Annotated in this window: 27 protein-coding genes; 21 read left to right on the forward strand and 6 right to left on the reverse strand. The window is 62.8% G+C overall.

Going from position 1 to position 17,897, the window contains the following annotated elements; translation table 11 throughout:
* Positions 1-78: 78 nt before the first annotated feature.
* The 6 genes from FZ029_RS33085 (at position 79) to FZ029_RS33090 (ending at position 2,844) form a co-directional block, all read left to right on the forward strand.
* Positions 79-255: a hypothetical protein gene (locus FZ029_RS33085; protein ID WP_188052008.1), complete on the forward strand. Its 177-nt coding sequence runs from the start codon at positions 79-81 to the stop codon at positions 253-255.
* Positions 233-463 (forward strand): hypothetical protein, encoded by a 231-nt coding sequence (locus FZ029_RS21075; protein WP_149271691.1) that lies wholly within the window; start codon positions 233-235, stop codon positions 461-463. The genes FZ029_RS33085 and FZ029_RS21075 overlap by 23 nt, the downstream gene beginning before the upstream one ends.
* Before the next feature lie 4 nt (positions 464-467).
* A complete protein-coding gene (locus FZ029_RS21080; protein WP_149271693.1) occupies positions 468-725 on the forward strand; it encodes a hypothetical protein in 258 nt (85 codons plus the stop codon).
* 109 nt (positions 726-834) lie between these two features.
* Complete coding sequence (locus FZ029_RS21085) at positions 835-1,734, forward strand: restriction endonuclease (protein ID WP_149271695.1); 900 nt, start codon at positions 835-837, stop codon at positions 1,732-1,734.
* A 168-nt stretch (positions 1,735-1,902) separates the two neighbouring features.
* Complete coding sequence (locus tag FZ029_RS21090; RefSeq protein ID WP_149271696.1) at positions 1,903-2,373, forward strand: hypothetical protein; 471 nt, start codon at positions 1,903-1,905, stop codon at positions 2,371-2,373.
* A 309-nt stretch (positions 2,374-2,682) separates the two neighbouring features.
* Positions 2,683-2,844, forward strand: coding sequence for a hypothetical protein (locus tag FZ029_RS33090; protein ID WP_188052009.1), 162 nt, complete (start codon positions 2,683-2,685; stop codon positions 2,842-2,844).
* Positions 2,845-3,671: 827 nt separating this feature from the next.
* Here the strand turns inward: FZ029_RS33090 and FZ029_RS21095 are convergent.
* Positions 3,672-3,941: a hypothetical protein gene (locus FZ029_RS21095; protein ID WP_211104186.1), complete on the reverse strand. Its 270-nt coding sequence runs from the start codon at positions 3,939-3,941 to the stop codon at positions 3,672-3,674.
* Complete coding sequence (locus FZ029_RS21100) at positions 3,938-4,129, reverse strand: DUF2158 domain-containing protein (RefSeq protein WP_149271698.1); 192 nt, start codon at positions 4,127-4,129, stop codon at positions 3,938-3,940. The genes FZ029_RS21095 and FZ029_RS21100 overlap by 4 nt, the downstream gene beginning before the upstream one ends.
* A gap of 724 nt (positions 4,130-4,853) precedes the next feature.
* Here FZ029_RS21100 and FZ029_RS21105 point away from each other — a divergent pair.
* From FZ029_RS21105 to FZ029_RS21135, 8 genes are all read left to right on the forward strand, one after another.
* A complete protein-coding gene (locus FZ029_RS21105; RefSeq protein ID WP_149271700.1) occupies positions 4,854-5,060 on the forward strand; it encodes a hypothetical protein in 207 nt (68 codons plus the stop codon).
* An 8-nt stretch (positions 5,061-5,068) separates the two neighbouring features.
* Positions 5,069-5,257, forward strand: a complete 189-nt coding sequence (locus FZ029_RS21110) for a hypothetical protein (RefSeq protein ID WP_149271702.1) — start codon at positions 5,069-5,071, stop codon at positions 5,255-5,257.
* A gap of 113 nt (positions 5,258-5,370) precedes the next feature.
* The gene (locus FZ029_RS21115) at positions 5,371-5,745 is read left to right on the forward strand and encodes a hypothetical protein (protein ID WP_149271704.1); all 375 of its coding nucleotides are present in this window, start codon (positions 5,371-5,373) and stop codon (positions 5,743-5,745) included.
* A 78-nt stretch (positions 5,746-5,823) separates the two neighbouring features.
* On the forward strand, positions 5,824-6,006 hold the full coding sequence (locus FZ029_RS21120; RefSeq protein ID WP_149271706.1) for a hypothetical protein: 183 nt from the start codon (positions 5,824-5,826) through the stop codon (positions 6,004-6,006).
* Positions 6,006-6,143, forward strand: a complete 138-nt coding sequence (locus FZ029_RS33095) for a hypothetical protein (RefSeq protein WP_188052010.1) — start codon at positions 6,006-6,008, stop codon at positions 6,141-6,143. The genes FZ029_RS21120 and FZ029_RS33095 overlap by 1 nt, the downstream gene beginning before the upstream one ends.
* A gap of 633 nt (positions 6,144-6,776) precedes the next feature.
* Positions 6,777-7,349: a hypothetical protein gene (locus tag FZ029_RS21125; RefSeq protein ID WP_149271708.1), complete on the forward strand. Its 573-nt coding sequence runs from the start codon at positions 6,777-6,779 to the stop codon at positions 7,347-7,349.
* A 369-nt stretch (positions 7,350-7,718) separates the two neighbouring features.
* Positions 7,719-7,910 (forward strand): hypothetical protein, encoded by a 192-nt coding sequence (locus FZ029_RS21130; protein ID WP_149271710.1) that lies wholly within the window; start codon positions 7,719-7,721, stop codon positions 7,908-7,910.
* Positions 7,911-8,135: 225 nt separating this feature from the next.
* Positions 8,136-8,726: a hypothetical protein gene (locus FZ029_RS21135; RefSeq protein ID WP_149271712.1), complete on the forward strand. Its 591-nt coding sequence runs from the start codon at positions 8,136-8,138 to the stop codon at positions 8,724-8,726.
* 68 nt (positions 8,727-8,794) lie between these two features.
* On the opposite strand, the gene FZ029_RS21140 is transcribed toward FZ029_RS21135, so the two are convergent.
* Together FZ029_RS21140 and FZ029_RS21145 are read right to left on the reverse strand one after the other, a co-directional pair.
* The gene (locus FZ029_RS21140) at positions 8,795-8,998 is read right to left on the reverse strand and encodes a hypothetical protein (protein WP_149271714.1); all 204 of its coding nucleotides are present in this window, start codon (positions 8,996-8,998) and stop codon (positions 8,795-8,797) included.
* A gap of 41 nt (positions 8,999-9,039) precedes the next feature.
* On the reverse strand, positions 9,040-9,393 hold the full coding sequence (locus FZ029_RS21145) for a hypothetical protein (RefSeq protein ID WP_149271716.1): 354 nt from the start codon (positions 9,391-9,393) through the stop codon (positions 9,040-9,042).
* A 340-nt stretch (positions 9,394-9,733) separates the two neighbouring features.
* Between FZ029_RS21145 and FZ029_RS21150 the strand changes: the two genes are divergently transcribed.
* Positions 9,734-10,387: a hypothetical protein gene (locus FZ029_RS21150; RefSeq protein ID WP_149271718.1), complete on the forward strand. Its 654-nt coding sequence runs from the start codon at positions 9,734-9,736 to the stop codon at positions 10,385-10,387.
* 15 nt (positions 10,388-10,402) lie between these two features.
* Here the strand turns inward: FZ029_RS21150 and FZ029_RS21155 are convergent, their stop codons facing one another.
* Both FZ029_RS21155 and FZ029_RS21160 read right to left on the reverse strand, forming a co-directional pair.
* Complete coding sequence (locus FZ029_RS21155) at positions 10,403-10,630, reverse strand: superinfection immunity protein (protein WP_149271720.1); 228 nt, start codon at positions 10,628-10,630, stop codon at positions 10,403-10,405.
* Positions 10,631-10,638: 8 nt separating this feature from the next.
* Positions 10,639-11,013: a hypothetical protein gene (locus tag FZ029_RS21160; RefSeq protein ID WP_149271722.1), complete on the reverse strand. Its 375-nt coding sequence runs from the start codon at positions 11,011-11,013 to the stop codon at positions 10,639-10,641.
* Positions 11,014-11,166: 153 nt separating this feature from the next.
* On the opposite strand from FZ029_RS21160, the gene FZ029_RS21165 reads away from it, so the two are divergent.
* From FZ029_RS21165 to FZ029_RS21190, 6 genes are all read left to right on the forward strand, one after another.
* Positions 11,167-11,937 (forward strand): hypothetical protein, encoded by a 771-nt coding sequence (locus tag FZ029_RS21165; protein WP_149271724.1) that lies wholly within the window; start codon positions 11,167-11,169, stop codon positions 11,935-11,937.
* Positions 11,937-13,277, forward strand: a complete 1,341-nt coding sequence (locus FZ029_RS21170) for a phage terminase large subunit (RefSeq protein ID WP_247892420.1) — start codon at positions 11,937-11,939, stop codon at positions 13,275-13,277. Before FZ029_RS21165 ends, FZ029_RS21170 begins: the two co-directional genes overlap by 1 nt.
* Before the next feature lie 59 nt (positions 13,278-13,336).
* On the forward strand, positions 13,337-15,019 hold the full coding sequence (locus FZ029_RS21175; RefSeq protein WP_149271726.1) for a hypothetical protein: 1,683 nt from the start codon (positions 13,337-13,339) through the stop codon (positions 15,017-15,019).
* 113 nt (positions 15,020-15,132) lie between these two features.
* A complete protein-coding gene (locus FZ029_RS21180) occupies positions 15,133-16,077 on the forward strand; it encodes a hypothetical protein (RefSeq protein WP_149271728.1) in 945 nt (314 codons plus the stop codon).
* A 97-nt stretch (positions 16,078-16,174) separates the two neighbouring features.
* Entirely contained in the window at positions 16,175-17,116 is a 942-nt protein-coding gene (locus tag FZ029_RS21185) for a major capsid protein (RefSeq protein ID WP_149271730.1), read from the forward strand.
* Positions 17,117-17,175: 59 nt separating this feature from the next.
* The gene (locus tag FZ029_RS21190) at positions 17,176-17,853 is read left to right on the forward strand and encodes a hypothetical protein (RefSeq protein WP_149271732.1); all 678 of its coding nucleotides are present in this window, start codon (positions 17,176-17,178) and stop codon (positions 17,851-17,853) included.
* Positions 17,854-17,897 lie beyond the last annotated feature (44 nt).

Below are 17,897 nucleotides of genomic sequence, written 5' to 3' on the forward strand. Positions count from 1 at the left end.
CGCGCCTTCTATCGGATCCTGCTGCACCGCGCCGCCGAGTTTCACGTCATCAGCCCCGGCCCCTACGAGGGCTGGAAGATGAACACCCGCAACGAATGGATGGTCGATCACAGCGACCGGCTGCTGGCGCTGTGGGATGGCTCGCAGGGCGGCACTGCGAATTGCGTGCGCTATGCCCGCGGCCTCGGCCGGCCGATCGACAACCTCTGGAGCGAATGGGAGAAGTTCACCGATGCTCTTCATGCCGCTGATTGAGATTCCGGACCAGCTCGCCGACCGCGTTCAGGCTGCCTTCTACCCGGAGAAGCCGCTCAACGAGCGCCAGTTCGCCGTCCGTTCCTACATGGCCGACCGGATCACCGACATGGTCCTGCAGCACATTCCGCTGGTCAGCCGGGACAGCATGAAATGGGACAACCGCCGCGGCGACGCCGCCGGCGACGGCAAAGTGCTCGCGAGCTGAGCCGATGGCGGTCGTTCCGCAGGAGGAGCGCCTACGGGCGTTCCGGGCGATCGCCCAGGCGCGGCTCCGGCGCTGGCCTGGGCTTGCCGATGCGGCGAGCGACGCCGGCTTCGTCGCCCTCCCGCCGGCCGTGAAGATGCAGCGCTTGATGGCCGAGGGCGGGCCGTGGTCGAGCTATCGCTTCGGCGATCTGGATCGGCCGGAGCGGGCAATGATCCTCCGGGAGATCGCCGAGGCGGCCTTCTTCGCCGACGGCTGGTAGGCGCTGGCAGATGTGTGCAAGCGAAGCCCTTGACAGGCCGCGGGGATGAAGGCTTCTGCCACGTTCCGTTGGTGGTAGAGCAACTCGAAATCGCTTGGAGGAGCGAGGTATGCGTGACTTCCTGAAATTCGTGCGGAAGCTGGTGCTGTTCGTTGTCGTGGTCGCCGTCTCGGCCGTCGTCGGTACGGGGATCGGCGTGAATATGGGCGGCGGGAAGGAGAATCCGGCCGGCTCCGGCCTGGGCGGGCTTTTCGGAATGCTCATCGGTGCCGCGACGCCGATCGTCATCGTGGTGATCCGGGCAATCCTCCGCCAGCGCCGCAAAGAGCGCGAGATGCGGGAACGGATGGAGTGGGAACGCGACCGCGCCGCCAGGACCGAAGCTGCCATCGCCCACGTCAACGAGATCGTCCGCACGCATGCCAAGGCGCTCGCCCGGCAGTACCTGACGAAAACCAAGGTGGACGCCTATGGGGCGAATGACTTCTCCGCCTGGTTCAAGGAAGAGGATCATTTCGTGGCGCGCGTGCTGTCTCCGCGGCTGTCCGACGAGGAGCTGGAGCTGCTCAACCGGGCCGACGGGGTGACGCTGAAGGACGTGTTCCTGGAGGCCTTCGACGAAATCGTTCTGGCCGAGGTCGTCGCACTGAAGAATGGCGCGGCCAGCATCGAGAACATCACCCCGGCCGAGTATGAGCGCCTGTGCGCCCGCCTGCTGGACGAGGCCGGCTGGGATACGAGCGTGACCGGCGCGTCCGGCGACCAGGGTGCCGACGTCATCGCCACGCTCGGCGGCGAGACGCTGGTCGTCCAGTGCAAGCTCTACAAGCGCCCGGTCGGCAACAAGGCTGTCCAGGAAGCCGCTGCTGCCCGCACCCACTACCGCGCCACCCATGCCGTCGTCGTCGCCCCGCTCGGCTTCACCCCAGCAGCCCGTGACCTGGCCGCGAGCACCGGCGTCGTGCTGTTGCACCATGACGATCTGCCGCAGATCGCCGACCACATTTAGAGGAAGAATCAACATATTGTTGCTTTGTCGACTAAATAAGGCATTGATATAATGGGGAAATTACAGGGTTGTATCGCTGCCCTTTTGGAGGAGACCCAATTGTTCACTCCCGCCCCCGCTCCTGTTGGGGTAAGTTGATCGGGGTAAACACAACCGAGAGAACCGCCCGTGGTCCAGCCGCTGCCGCCTCCTTACGAGTTCCGATTCATCGACAAAGATCCGTACCGCATGTGCATGACGGACATCTCGATCGACCTGGAACTCAACCAGATCATCTCGGCGGCGGCGCTCCTCGATTCCCGGACCAGCGAGCTGCTCCACGGCATTCACGTCTACGACGTGGACCTCGATGACGGCTGGACGCACTACGACCGGCGAAGGGCAAAGGATGCGTATCATCCCGACGTGAAGCCTGCAGTGCTCGATCTTCTGCACGAGGGCACACGGCTGTTGCTGGAGCGCTACAAGCCCCAGCAGGTCGTCTGCCGCACTGAAGAGCCGACGCCCCTCGGCGAATTGCCCGCGCGCTTCCAGGAGACGATCCGCTTCCTGGAGAGCCAGGGCTATAAGCGGCAATTCCTCTATCAAGACGAAGAGGATCGCTGGCACTGGGAATGCGAACGGCAGGAACTTCCGTAATAACACTGATTTCCCATAACGCCCGTATTGCTGATATCAGCGAGGAACTTGGCAATGGCAACCTGATATCAGCGAGGAACTTGGCAAAGGCAACAACCTCACGTGCCCCTGATATCGGCTTGAGAATCAACCAATTCCCCGATTTCCCATAACGCCCGCATTGCTGATATCGGCGAGAAAATCCGCTAAACCAAGCAAGTCTCGTGAACAACCCTAGCGCTCGCGTGTTGACCAATGTATCTTATGACGGATCGTCATAGCGATGATACCGCAGCCGTCATGCTGGCTGCTGAACACGAGGAGGCGAACATGGCCAACGCGCAACGTAAGCCCCAGGCGGGCGAGCGCGAAAGCCTGATGGACTACGTGGCTGCACATGATGGCCGTCTGCCGGAACCACTCCGCAGCGCCGTCAACGCATCCTGCCGCGAAGCCTTCTTCCGCCTGCGTGAGCAACTCCTCGCCAAGTGATCGTCGCCTTAACCGAAGCCCCATTCGAGGCCGGTGAGCGATAACCGCTCCCGGCCTTTTTCATTGCCCACCCGGAAGCCCGCAAACTCCAGGCAAATCAACGCTTCCAGCCCCATAGACGGCCATCTTCCGGTTATCGTGATGGCATTTCCGATCACTCCCAGGCAAACAACCTCGCAAACCCATTGTGGATCAATGCGTTAGCCCACGCTCCGCAGAAACAGGCTATCGCCCTAGCCCGATCTGTCGATTCCGCCTATGGATCACCCCGCAGAAGACAGCCGATTCCGTCTATGTAGACGCCCGGTGAGCGCCAGGAGAGATCACAGCGCATAGCCGCTCGACGACACGCAGAACGCTTTTGCAGATACGTGCAAGGCGCTCGCAGGATCGCGCTGGATAAGCCCGGAAACGCAAGCGCATCAACGCGAGAGCAGCATGATCGACCGGGCATCTCCACGACGCGCCTATGAGCTGCCGGGAATAGCGCGGGGGAGGGCACAGCGCATAGGGAGCGGCTCGTATAGAGGCTCGGGACATAGAAAACACAGGGTCGTCCAGGAGGCGCGATACGAGGACACGAGGCTACCCGAGAGGTGAGATATGAGGGATGCGACAGGGGGACGGAACTACTCGATAGGCGAGAGGGGTATCGCGTCTTTTTGTGAGCCGCGCTCGCCCGGGGGCTGCGGTCCTGTTCATTGAGGCGGCCGGAGCAGGGAATAGCCGGGCGGGTGGAGGCCCTGGGACTTGCCGCCGGTGGGCCTCAGCCGCTGGGACAGGAGGCTGCTGTTCGGCCTCCTGCCGAGCCGTGGCCAACACCAAGGCTATCCACGAGCCGTGCGCCCTGGTTCATCCTCGTCGACCCGCCAACGCCAATACCGCTCGGGCTTAACCCAAACCACCGTGGTTGGCGTCAGCGCCTGAAAGGCAGCAAGAACCGCCTTGCCGACAACCTGATTGCCGTCAGCGTTTTCGGTCAGCAAGTCCTCCCTCTTTGCCTTCACGAGGTAGTCCACCACGTCATCCTGGTAGATGCAGCCTTCGCGCTCGATCTGCGCAAGCATCCAAGCCGCGACCGTGGCGGGCGTCATCATTCGGCCTTGGGCGTCGGCTTAATTTCCTCCAACGAGTCGACCGGAAAATGGCCCTGCTCCAACTTCTTGCCCGCAAACCACTGGGCGTAAAGGAAGCCACCGTCCGTCTTGGTCCTTACTGTCATTTCTGGGCCGCCCGACTTCAGCTTGACAATTGTGCCGACCGGAAATTGTTTGCTATTGCTCATTTTCCATATTCCTTTTTGAAGGTTGGTGCCTGCACTATACCAAATGTCGCTACAATAAGGGGGAGAAGCGTCTTCCCGACCATCCAGTCGGGAAGAATCGCCGCGTCCAGCTCCGTATTGCGGTTTCAAATGGAAACCGCAATACCCGCCCCGAGCAGGGACTCGCTGGGCCGCAGGGGAGGTGTAGGCAAAGCTCCGCCTTCCGCTATCTCCCCGTAGGCCCGAACCATCGGCCGGGCCATTGGAAGCGGAACTGGGAGGGGCTGTCTCAGGCGCGTATCGGTGGGATGCGATTTTCACCGGCTCGCCACACCGTCCCGTCTTCGTTTGGCCGGTCCTCGCAAGGATCGCCGGCAGGGTGGAGCACCCACGTCCACGGTTCAAAGTCCCACCTACTCCCCAGGCCCAGCCCGGCCGTCGGGAGGCACGGAAGCCCAGACCCTCCGGTCTGGTGAAGATGCCCGCGCCGGCCCCGCATTTCACCTCCGCGGGGCAAGAGGTAGGCCTGGCTTTTTACCGGAACCCGACACGAGCCTAGGGCAAGACCGGGAACTCGGTCCCCAAGGGCGCTGCCAGCTTCGCTCCCAGGGGGACGGGTGGGAGCATATGCAGACGGCTCGCCTGATTCAAGTAATCAGTGAAGGTAATGGACAAAGTTGCTTTTCCGTGCGCTGTCATCGAGCGATGATGAGTCATCGACAACGACAGCCCGGAGCACAGAGCAATGTCCGAGATGACGATCACCAGCCCGACCGGCCGCCGCTTCAGCGTGACCCGCGAGGGCATCAGCTACCGCTACACGATCACCGAGCCGGACGGCCGCACCGTCCCGCATGAGCTACTCGGCCATGCCGACTGCCGCGAGCTGATCTCCTACGACCTGTTCATCGAGCAGCGCAACCTGACCAGCGCCTACGCCTGCGCCGCATGAGGATCGCCATGACCGCCAAGCCCAACATCGAGGACGTCTTCGCTGCCTTTGCCGCGTTCCAGGGCGAGAGTGCCCGGATCGTCACCAGCCTGAACGCGATGCACCGCGCCCGGGCCTTCGACGAGGCCCGCGAGACGCTGAAGGCCCGGCTGACCCAGCTCGGGCTGGCCGAGCATATCGACTGGACGGAGCGCTGATCGACACCGGCACGGCGCGCTTTCTCTCGCCGATCGGCAGCGCGTCGTGCGAGTCTTCATCTGTCAGCAGTGACTGACATCAACACGCAACCTCAACTCTGGAGCACAGCATCATGACCAACGACAAGATCGCCATCGCCCTTGCCGAGATCGCCGAGATGGGCCGGGCTTGGGAGAACGCCCGCCATGCCAAGCCGAGCCTCGCCAACAAGCTCGCCAGCGTGATCGCCGATCGCTGCCGCGACGCTTCCGAGCTGGCCAAGCGCCACGGCGTCCAGCTCGCCGCCTACTCCGGCGACTACATCCAGGCGGTAATGGAGCAGATCGGCGCAGGGCGCAAGCAGGCGCTGGCGGCGGCGAAGACGGGCGGCGGCATCACGATCCGGACGATGACCCGCGTCGTCGACGAGCCGCAGCAGCCCCTCCAGCAACCCGAGCAGCGCGTCGACATCGACTTCGGCGACGAGTTCGGCATCCTGCCGACCTGATTCCGGCCGCGTAGCTGATCCGAGCGGGGCGGCGCTGTGATGGCGTCCGCCCCGCAACTGTCTCTCACGGAGCGGAGCATGAAGAAGACCATTCCCCTCGACATCCTGATCGACCTCGACCGCGTCAACGACCGTCGCCTCCGGCTCGCCTCCAAGACCCATCACCGGCCCCGGCAGAACCGTGCCCTAATGCTGCGCCGCCGCCTCGACCAGGCCGTGCGCCGGCTGATCGCCACCATGCCGCTGGAGCTGGTCCAGTAATGGATTTGCTGATCGAGCTGTGGGCCGGCGTCTGTGCGCTCGGCATCGTCATGGGCATCGTGCGCGGCCTAACCGTCCCTGATCCCGTCTCCGTCTTCGTCGGCATCTGTCTGGCGCTGTTCGCTGGCCGGCGCTGACACGGGAATAGCGGCCGGTGTGGTGGGGCTGGGAATCGCTGGCCCGCCTGCCTGCGCACGGGAATAGCTGGCCCGCCCCCGAGGGCTGGGAATAGACGGGCGGGTGGACGCGCGCGGGAATAGCCGGGCCGCGGGAGGCCCTCCCCCTGCCCACGGCCCTCCGGCCGCCCCACCCCGGCGCTCCCTCGCCCCGGCGGCCCTGCCCGCCCGGCCTCCGGCCGGCCCGTGGTCCTGTCGGTGGCCCGCCGGCGGGCCTATGGGGAGGAGGGGGTGTGGCTGCGCCGGCGGCGACGATTCCTCTTGACAGGAGGCTCTTATCTGTGAAGCTGTCGAACTTGGATCCTGAATACTTTCCTATTGATTTCCTAATGTTTCTTCTTATCGAAAAAACGTGTTTCACTCGTAATTGTCAGTTTCAAAGATAATCTTTAACACTAGGCATCTTTCAAATCACTTTTGCGAGATCATAGCATGGCTTTCCTGTCAAGACAAAATTGTCAGTCCCTAGTGAAATTCCTCTGGAATAAATCTCTTGTGTTATCAGTAAGCGCTTAGTATAAAGACGTTGTTAGCGCGTTGCGTTGACGGTCAGGGAACTCCCTCCCTGATCCACTCTTTCCAACGGAGCACACTATGTCGGACGTCAAGAGCGTTGAATTTAAGGCCGTCGAGCTGGTCGCCGTCGAAAGCGCCAAAGTTGCCATGCAGCCGCGCATGAACAAGCTGCCCAAGCCTGTTTACTTCTACTTTGACACTGCCGAGCAATATCTGCCGCACGGCACGGAAATTGATGACGAATTTCTCTACAATCATCAAGTCGGTGGCAAGGCAAAGTCTTCCTACATTGGTCGCATGCCCAATGTGGAGTTGGCTAAGAGCGGAAAGAACCCGTATGCTGATATCAGCAATACCGACACTGTCGTTACCCTGGAAAGCTATCGCCATCTCCTGCCCGTTGCGCCGCAAGTTTGGGAAGTCCTGAGCAAGTCCAAAACTCCGCTTCTGGCTTGTGAAATTATGCAGGCTGTGGCTAAGAAGAACGCGGACATGAGCAAGTTGAAGTGGTTTAACGAAGCTGTCCGTTCAACGCTCATTGATCTGTGCATGTTTGGACTGGCAAAGCGTGACACTGTGAAAGTCAACGTGAGCCGCACTCGTTTCCAGGCAACTGACCCGAAGGCAATTGAGATTGTCGCGAAAGCGTAAAATCTCTTGACAGTGAGCGCGAGACGTGAGTTAGCGTCTCGCGCTTCACTTCACAGACAATGTTGCACAAGCGCAACTCAAGTTTTTCCACTCGATTGTCAAGAGATTTTTCTTGTTGACACGGCACGTAATCTTGGGAGCGGTAAAAAAAAGCGGGGGTGCTGTCGAAGTGGGATGCGGTCGTTTCCCCGCGCGGCGGATTTAATTAAGGCCTTTACTCCGTGCGCAATACCCCGCCGTTCGCTGCGCAGTGTGGCAGGTGGGAGGGTGGCCGTGTGGAAGGTGGCAGGGTGGGTGCTGACCGCTGGGTGGGGCCTGGTGGGGTGAAGCCAGGGCCTTTGCCCCGTGTGGACTGGCAAGAGGTGGCCGATGGACGTGATCGCGGACAGGGTCAGGCAGTGGTTCGTACAGATGCGGGCGGCCGGCGCGGTGGAGATTCAGCACTACGGACGGAACGGAACGGCTGGCGGCGGTGCGCTGGGAGGACGTGCTGACAGCGGCCGGAGGCTGGGCGGAGGGTTGGTGATGACCATCAACGGTGACGCTGCAATGGCCTGTTGACTCCTTAGATTGATCGTGGCATAGCCATACTTGCTTTCGCTACGGGCACTTGTCGCTGCCATACGCACCCTGACGCTTATCGCGCAGTCCGCGTATTGCTCAAAGGATCGCTAGATCCAGTAGCATCAATAGTTATGGTTGAAACACCTTAACCACGCCAATCCCAACGTGGCCGAAGGTAATGAGCAGCGCATTACACAAGCATGGCCACGCCGGAGGTTCGGCATGTTCTGCAATCTTAAAGGAGCCAAGGCGCGAGCTAAAGCACTTGGCAAGGCTCTTGACGCTATAGGCGTCGAGGCACCGCATAGCGATTGCCTGGACGTAATCGCTCAGGCGGCCAACCCGAAGTTCTCGGGCTGGCATGAACTGGTACAGGCCCTCAAGAACGACGAGCGTCTGGAGGTTGACAACTATCAATTCCAGACATCGCTTATGACGATTCTCTCTGACTCTCTTCCTGATGAGCAGCTTGCGCCGGTGATGATAAAGTTCTGCGGCTCAGGATACAAGAAACCACCGCTGATTCGCCGCCCTCTCGTGCTGGAAAATGGGGATCTAGCTCCAGGAACATTTAATCTTCTCGGCACGGCAGAATCCCAAGAATTCATTGATGAGATGAACAGGGGCTATGGCAGCGGCGACTTCTTCGCCAATGTCGACAGCCCGCACGCTCAGGCAATGAAGGCTGCCGCCGATCGTATGTTTGAGCCTCAGAGAATGGCAAGGGCAGCGCTGAACAAGCAAAGGGAAGAGCGCCAGCAGCGGATCGCAGCTAAGAAGCTCTTCGTCGTTAAGACCAAGAAGAAGGGCTGACATCGAAATGGGGCGTCCATCATGGACGCCCCATTTCGACATACATTTCACATGCCCTTCATGGATCCTTAAAGACCGATCTTTGTGTAACTCACACCGCGCTTGGTCAGTTCAGCCTCGATTTCATCAGCTTGCAGCTTCCAATCAGGAAACGTGCGGACCATAAACGGCTTGTCCTGCCCTGCCGGCGTGTTGTCATCGACCGCCAGTGCATTAGCGATAGCGCCATGCATCATCAACAAAGACTGCGTCGTATATCCGGGAACGTTCATAGCGCTTCTCCTCAATGATAATCTGAAGTTTCTTTTGCCGGCTATTTCTGACGGGGATCCACAGGCTGAAGATCATAGATCTCATCTCCGCGAACAATGCAGAGGATTTCATTCGATCTGATACCCATGACGCCAGTAGTGTTCTGAACAGCATACTTCAAAACGAAGTCATTCCCGCTGGCTCTCGGGTCGTCTTGGCTAACTACCCATCCACTGGCCTTCGGCTTGTCGGGGCTTGGGTCAAGTCGCTTCTGAATGGCGGCGGCGCATTTGTCAGCGAGTTCGAGCCGGCTTGGTCCGGTCGGGGCCACGGACATGCTCTTTCCGGTCTGCACGCATCCAGCAGCGAGCAGCACCACCGAAGCCACAAGTACATTACGGAACGCCAGCAACATCTTCACTCCCTACAACCGGACGCTCTGCATCCGTCAATCCATGACGCATTACATACATTAGTATGCAATGACTGACCCACTCGGTGCTCCGCGCTGCATGCAGCGTAATGGTTCACCTTCCTGCGCGGCAATCCTCGTTACGAGTTTAACCGCTAGTGGTTTCCTAGCAAATCGCCTTCAACCTGTCATCCCGCTTCAGCAGTTTTTACGAGCGCAGGAGAACTCGCGCGTCCTTGTAGAAGCAGGGTGGTTTACAGCCTGGACTTGGCGCGTCTTGCACATGGCATCGACACCCATTCCGTGCGACGATGCGGCCAATCATGCCGCATAGGACAGTCCCATGCCCCGCGAGCCGCAAAACCCGTTCGAGTTCCTGCTGCGCGAGCTGATCGAGCGACCGGAGGGGCCGGCGGCGCTGGGCGCGATGAAGATGGTCGAGGATGCGCTGAGCGTGAACCTGGACGTCGTGGAGGGCGTCGTTAACGCGCTCGCCGCCCGGATCGAGACGCCCGACGCCCCGGACCTGGAGAAGCGGCTCGACGACGCGGTGAAGGCCTGGGAGGAGCGCTGCGGCGCGCCGATGACACCCAGCCTGCTCGACAGCCTCCGGCAGGATGCCGAGACGCTGGTGCAGAAGCGCATGCAGCAGCCGCCCCGCTGCGTAGAGATCCTCGACGGCTGGGACGCCGGTGCGCGCGATCTCGGCTATGAGATCGGCGGGCTGCTGGACGGGCCGGAAGGGACGTTGCATCGGCTGTGGTCGGCGATCTCGATGGATCTGGCGCTCGATGCGATCAGCGCCCGGGACAAGGCCGCGGCCAGCGCTGCCGGCGCGGATGAGGAATCGGCCGTCGACGAGATCAAGCGGCAGTTCGAGGTGGCGATCGGCCGGCCGATGTCCGAGGGCGAGTGGAGCCGGCTGCTGGAGCATGCGGCGCGGCATGCGGAGCGGGTGATGGTGCCGATCATGACGCGGGGCCTGGGCGCGCGATAACGCCCAGGCATCCGATCAGGCCGACGCGCTGGAGCGGCGTTCCGGCTCGTGCCTGCCGCTGAGCGACCAGATCAGGATGAAGATCCAGAACAGCGGCATCCAGCCGAAGACGATGTTCGCGACGACGATTCCCCAGAAGCTGGAATGGTCGCGCCTGATGGCGATGACGGTCGGCAGGAACATCAGGCCGAGCAGCGCCGTGATGACCAGTGCGCCGCCGACGAACGGAACAAGCTCTCCCATCGCCGGCCTCACATGCAGGGAGCGACGCGCTTGTTCCAGATCTCGTCGGGATGGAGCGTCCAGTCGCCCTCCCGCAGTCCAAGCACCGTGACCTTGGTCTGCGTCGGCGAAACCTTGGTGAAATCGGCCATTGCGCCGTAGGTGACGCCCTTCGTGAACGACCAGACGGCCGTACCGGAATCCGGGTAGAGCTGCTGGTAGCCGGGATTGATTCCCTTGGTGACAAAGCAGCGGAATACCTCTTCGAGCGGCTTGTCGACGACGCCGCTCTGGCTGTCCGCGACCCTACGGAAGTTATCCTCGCCGGCGACCATGAAGGTGCATCCGCACAGGGAGAGCGCAGCGGCAAAAAGAACGAGCTTTCGCATCGGTTGTTTCTGCATCAGGTTTTCAACGTGCGCTTAGTCTGCGAAATGCCGGGCGGTCGTCAAGATCAGACTTGCCATTGAGCTATTGCTGTATGGGTGAATTGGTCAATTTGCCTAGTTGTCATTCAGCGGTTACATTAAGGCGGTTCGCCCGTCCGGAGCCGCTGAATGAACGACGCACACGACATCGACGACGATTTCGAGGACGCTGACAGCGACGCTGTGAACGACTTGGAGCGCGACGACGACGAGAGCGCTTCGAGCGACAGCGACGACAGCGAGAACGCATCCAAGAGCATCCTGAATGCTTCCGCAGCGCCCGGCCGGGCGCGGTCGAAGAAGAAGAAGCTGCTGCGCCGCGGCTCGAAGATCCCGGACCATATCTGGGCCGAGCTGCGCGAGATGTACGAGAGCGGCAACTACTCCCAGGCCGATCTGGTGCGCTACGCCAAGAGCCGAGGCTTCGGCATCAGCCAGCCCGGCATCTGCAAGCGCATCGGCAAGGAGGAGTGGGTCAAGGGAGCCAAGGCCGAGGAGATCCGACGCAAGGCCCAGGAGGAGATGGTCTCGGCGATCGGCGAGAATCTCCGCTCGATGCTCGACCGGCACTCCCAGCAGGCGCTGGCGCTCCAGCACGAGGCCCTCCAGCACTTCAACTTCGCCAACACCCAGCGCCGCTCCGGCAACCCCGACTATCTGATCCCGGCCGCGCTGCTGCGCCAGATCGGCGCAACGATCAACGAGGCCCAGCTCATGGAGGCCCGGGCGCGCGGCTTCGACTACCGCGAGGGCAAGCCGTTCGGCCAGGACGAGGGCGACAAGTCGCAGGACATCGCCGAGCTGCGGGTGTCGGTGATGAGCGACGATGAGGTCGCCGAGCTGAAGTCGCGCAAGGTCGATCTCGGCGAAGACGACGACGAGGACGGCGGGGACGAGTGATGCTGTTCCTGCCGGCGCAGACCGCGGCGATCAGGACGAATCTGTTCCCGCACATTCCCAGGGTGCGGCGGGTGATGGACAGCTCGGGCGGGCTGTCCATCAAGCTGCATCCCGGCCAGAACACCGTCTTCCGTTCGCCCAGGCGCTACCGCACCGTCGTCGCCGGCCGGCGCTGGGGCAAATCGACCCTATGCGTCGTCGAGCTGATCTGCGCCGCCGCCGCCAAGCCGCGCCAGAACTGCATGTATGTCGCGCCGTCACACGCGATGGCCCGGCAGATCGTCTGGGACGCGCTGAAGGAGTCGATCCCCGATTCCTGGCTCGCCAAGAAGCCGAACGAGACGAACCTCGAAATCCGCCTGAAGAACGGCAGCAAGATCATGCTGCGCGGCTCGGACAACCCCGACAGCCTGCGCGGCATCAAGCTGCATTTCCTGGTGATGGACGAGTTCCAGGACTTCAAGCCGGACACCTACTCCAAGGTGCTGCGCGCGACCCTGTCGGATACCAACGGCCGGCTGCTGACCATCGGCACGCCGAAGGGCTACGCGAACATCTACGAGCTATACCAGAACGGTATAGCGCGCGACGACGGCAAGCCCCGGAAGAAGGGCTGGGCGAGCTGGCAGTTCAAGACGGCCGATTCCCCCTTCGTCCCCGACGAAGAGATCGAATCCGCCCGCAACGACCTCGATCCGCACAGCTTCTCACAGGAGTACGAGGCCAACTTCCTCGCCATGGGCGGCCGGGTCTATTACGACTTCAGCCGCGACCACAATGTTCGCCCTTGCCCCTACGATCCGTCGCTGCCGACGCTGATCGGCCAGGATTTCAACATCGACCCGATGTCGACCGTGCTGATCCAGCTCCACGGCGAGGAGGTCTGGGTGACGGGCGAGCTGAGCCTGCGCTCCAGCTCGACCGAGGACGTCTGCCGGGAACTGGTGCGCGAGTTCGGCTGGGATTTCCGGGACAAGGCGACGGTCTATCCCGACCCGGCCGGCAATACCCGCCAGCATGCCCGCGGCGAGTCCGACATCCAGATCTTCCGGGAATGGGGCTTCAACCGCATCCTGTTCCGCCGCAAGCACCCCAGCGTGCGCGACCGCATCGCCGCGGTGAACCGGCTGATCTGCGATGCCTCCGGCCGCCGGCGGCTCTTCATCGACCCGTCCTGCAAGCACCTGATCGAGAGCCTGGAGAAGCTGCTCTACAAGGAGGGCACGAACGAGCCGGACAAGGATCTGAACATCGAGCACATGGGCGATGCCCTGGGCTATCCGTGCGAATACGAGTTCCCGGTCAAGCGGCGCTCGCACGCGATCGGCTATTCCCACTGATTTGAGCTATCAGTAACCGATGAATATAATGGAAGAACCGTCGCCGTGAGAGGCCAGACATGCCCAGCCCTACCCCGAATCTGAATCCCAACCAGCCGCAGGTGATCTCCACCTCCCTCGCCGCGGCGACAGCCGGCTATTCCGACAAGGATGTCGAGACGCTGATCCAGCGCCGCCATCCGGATTTCCAGAAGTGGATCGAGCACTGGAAGTTCTGCCGGCTCGCCTATGAGGGCGGCCGGGAGTGGTTCAATCAGAAGAACCTGTTCAAGTTCTACCGCGAAGGCCTGCGGGAATACGAGGAGCGGGTCAAGCGCTCCTACCGCGCCAACCACACCAAGCGCGTCGTCGAAGCCGTCAACCAGTTCCTGTTCAAGTCCAGGCCGCAGCGCGCCGCCGACGCGCCGGCGATCCTGCGCGACTTCTGGGGCCGGGCGACGCTGTCGGGCATGACGATGGACAGCTTCGCCAAGCAGATCGACATCTGGCTGTCGGTCTTCGGCCTGGTCTACGCGGTCGTCGACCGGCCCGGCGATGCGATGGTCGCGGCCGACGGCAAGCTGGTGGCCGGCGATGCCGAGGCCCTGCCCTACAGCTACCTCGTCTTCCCGACCCATGTGCTCGATCTCGCCTTCGACGACGCCGGGCATCTGCGTTGGATTCTTGTCGCGGAGGACTATCGCGACGACGCCGACCCCCTGAAGAGCAGCGGCAAGCCGCTGGTGCGCTACCGGCTGTGGACGCGCAGCGAGTGGATCCTGTTCGGGCCGGAAGACGCCGATCACCCCGAGAAGATCACCCGGCTGGACAGCGGCGAGCACGGCCTGGGCGTCGTGCCGGTCGTGCCGATCACCGAGACAGAGGGGGCGCGCTATTCGGCCCCGTCCCTGATCGGCGACGTCGCCTATCTCGACCGCACCGTGACCAATTACGCCTGCCTGCTCGACGAGATCATCTACGAGCAGACCTTCAGCCAGCTCGTCATGCCGGCCGAGGGCATCCTGCCCGGCACCGATCCGGCCAACCAGATCATCGCCGCGGCCAAGGAGCGCATCTTCCTGTTCTCCGGCGGCGACGGCAACAACCGGCCGAGCTACATTAGCCCGGACGCCAGCCAGGCCCAGCTCATCATCGACGCGATCGACCGGCTGACCCGCACGATCTACGCTGCGACCGGCACCGACGGCGGCGAGGCGAACAGCCAGGCCATGTCGAAGGGCCGGGAATACGCCTCCGGCGTCGTGCGCTCCTACGATCACGCCGGCATCGAGAACATCCTGCGCGCCAAGGCCGCGGCGCTGGAGCGCGCCGAGGATCAGATCATGGCGCTGGTGCTGCTGTGGATGGGCCAGGACAACGTCGAGATCGACCCGAGCTGGGTGCGCTACCCGACGCAGTTCGACATTCGCGGCCTGTCGCAGGATCTCGAAGTGGCGAAGGCGCTGTCCGACCTGTCCGCGCCGGTCGCCGTGATGCGCGAGCAGATGAAGGGCATGACCGAAAAGCTGTTCCCGCGCATGAGTCCGGAGGAGCTTCAGCGCATCAACAAAGCGATCGGCAGTTGGGAGCCGGCCTATCTCGCCGAGGATGAGCTGGTCAAGGCCGAGACGGACGAGATCGAGGCCAAGATCGCCGTCACCGAGGCCGCCAGCAAGCGCGAGGACGCGCTCGCCGAGCATCAGATCGCCATGGGCGAGCGTGCCGCATCCCAGCCCCAGGACCAGGCCAGGATTGCCGCCTGACGCGAGAAACCGGGGTCTCTGGACCCCGGTTTGACACACTATCAGTCATCGGTTACATATAACTCATAACCTTTTCATCGAGCCAAGCAACCGTGCTCAAAAAGGAATCCCGCATGAACATCAACTTTGCCCGGCGTCCGGCCCTGCCGGCGACTGCCGGTTTCGGTATCGCCTCCGTCGTCTCCGGTCCCTACGGCCACCGCTTCCGCTTCGAGCCGGAAAACGGCTCCGGCACCGGCCTGGCCGGCTCCGGCGCGACCGACGATGCCAGCGCCAAGTCCGAAGAGAACCAGGATAAGGCAAACGAGTCCGCTTCCAAGACCGACGGCCAGCAGCAGAGCACCCTGAGCGAACAGGAAGCCAAGCTGCTGAAGGATCTGATGAAGCACAAGAATCGCGCCAAGGAGGCCGAGGACAGTGCTGCGCAGGCCAAGAAGGAGAAGGAGGAACTCGAAAAGCGTGTCGCCGAGCTGCTGGGCGTCGAGGGAATCGACGAGCTGCAGGGCCGCCTGGAGGCGATCCGGCAGGACGAGGAGACCCGTCTGCGCGCCGCCGGCGAGTTCGACAAGCTGAAGGATCGCCTGGTGTCCGAGCACACCAAGGAAATCCAGAAGCTGCAGGGCACGCTGAACCAGCAGGTCGGTGATCTGAAGAAGCAGCTTGAGCAGGCCAACGGCCAGATTCGCAAGCTGTTGGTGTCGAACGCTTTTGCCGGCTCCGCCTTCATCAACGGCGAGCTGGTCATCACCCCGACGCATGCCGAGCGCCTGTACGGCGACCACTTCAAGGTGGAAGTCGACGGCGAGGGCAACCCGGTGATGCGGGCCTACAACGCCAAGGGCGAGCCGCTGATCGACTCCGCCGGCAACCCCCTGCCCTTCGACGCCGCCCTGGCCGAGATCGTCAACGCCGATCCCGGCAAGACCTCGCTGTTCCGTCCCAAGGCCAAGCCGGGTGCCGGCTCGGGCGCGCTGGGAACGGGCGGCGAAGCCACCCAGAAGCCCCAGGCCCGCGGCGTCGCCCGCATCGCGCAGGGGCTTGCGTCCATGAACACCTGACCCGGGGTCCACATGCACGGTTGCACGCGGCATGGACGGGTTCCGGTTGTCAGTCATCGCTGAACGATAGTCAGTCATCAGCACGAGGAAGACGACCATGCCTTTGATGATCGAAGACGCCCAGCACCTCTCCAACAACGACCTGGTCCGCGGCGTCGTCGAAGAGATCATCGACTTCGACAACCTGTTCTCGGTCCTGCCCTTCGTGAAGACCGAGGGCAAGTCCTACGTCTACAACCGCGAGGGCACTCTGGCGACCGCGACCTGGATCGTGCCGAACGCCAGCGTGATCCCCGAGGACGCGACGACCTTCCAGGAAGTCACCGTCACGCTGCGGATCCTGATCGGCGACGTGGACGTCGACAACTTCCTGAACTCGACGATGTCGGACACCAACAGCCAGTTGGCCGTCCAGATCGCCCACAAGGCCAAGGCCATCGCCCGCAAGTTCTCCGACGCGCTCATCAACGGTGACGCCTCGAAGAGCTACAACCTGTCGGACTTCGGCGGCACCGGCACCGCGACCAACGTCGAGTTCGACGGCCTGGATCGCCTGACCGTCCCGGCGATGACCCTGTCGGCCGGCACCAACGGCGGCGCGCTGACCTTCGAGCTGCTCGACCAGCTCATCGACAAGGTGAAGCTGGGTCCGGACGCCTTCGTGTTCGGCCGTCGCACCATCCGCGACTACAAGCGCCTGCTGCGCTCCGTGTCGCGCGTGTCGCCGGAGTACATCCGCCTGTCGAACGGCAAGGACGTGCTGGGCTATGCCGGCGTGCCGATCCTGCTGAACGACTTCGTGCGTGAAGACCTGACCGTCGGCACCTCGGTCGACTGCTCGACCGTCTTCGCCGCGCGCATGAACGAGGTCGACGGCGTGCATGGCCTGTACGGCGGCGACAACATGGGCTTCTCGATCCAGAACATCGGGCAGCTCCAGACCAAGGACGCCCAGCGCACCCGCGTCCGCTGGTACTGCGCGGTCGCCCTGAAGGGCACCAAGTCGCTCGGTAAGATCGTCGGCATCCGCTCGATCTGATCGCAGCAGGGGGCCGGGGAACACCCGGCCCCTTCTTTCTTTCAGCCCAGGATTTCCTTATGACCGAACCCGCCCCGACCCTGCCCGACGACGCCGACGGCCTGACGCCGACCGTCGTGATCCCGGCCGTGAAGCGGCCGGTCATCCCGAACCCGGACGACACCTTCGACGCTTCCGGCGTCGTCACCCATGAAGAGCTGCCCGAGGTGCTATTCCCGACCTTCGTCCGGCTCGCCAGCGACGCGCTGACCGATTTCACCGGCGTCCTGGGGTCGATCGTCTTCAAGGACGGCATCTCGACCGAGCCGCACTCCTACCAGACCGTGATGGCACTCGCCGCCGGCGGCGGCTGGCCGGTCGAGGACGTGCGCACCGGCATCCGTCTGTCGCCGCTGTCCGAGGACCGCGCCTTCCGCGTGCCGATGGCCTCGCGCGAGTGGAACGACGGCATGCCCTATCCCGATCACGTCGAGTTCCCGGCTGCCCGCGCCGAAGCCCCGGCCGCTCCGGAAGCGCCCGCGACCGATGCGCCGGCCGAAGAGGGTCTGCTCGACGCCGTCGCCCGCGCCGTGCAGGTCCGCACCGCGCTCTGCGCCGTGCGCGACGCCAAGGGTGCGCGCTTCCTGCGCCAGCTCTGCGAGGAGCGCGGCCTGCCGACCGCCCGTTCCGGCGATGACATGGTCGACACGCTGGCCGGCGTGCTGACGCTCGACGAAGCGAAGGCGCTGCTGAGCTGACTCGCGTCTGAAGACAGCCGCCAGGGCCTGTTTTCGCCCCGTGG

Origin of the sequence: Azospirillum sp. Sh1, from assembly GCF_008365135.1 — a bacterium.
In the GTDB taxonomy this organism is placed as follows: domain Bacteria; phylum Pseudomonadota; class Alphaproteobacteria; order Azospirillales; family Azospirillaceae; genus Azospirillum; species Azospirillum oryzae.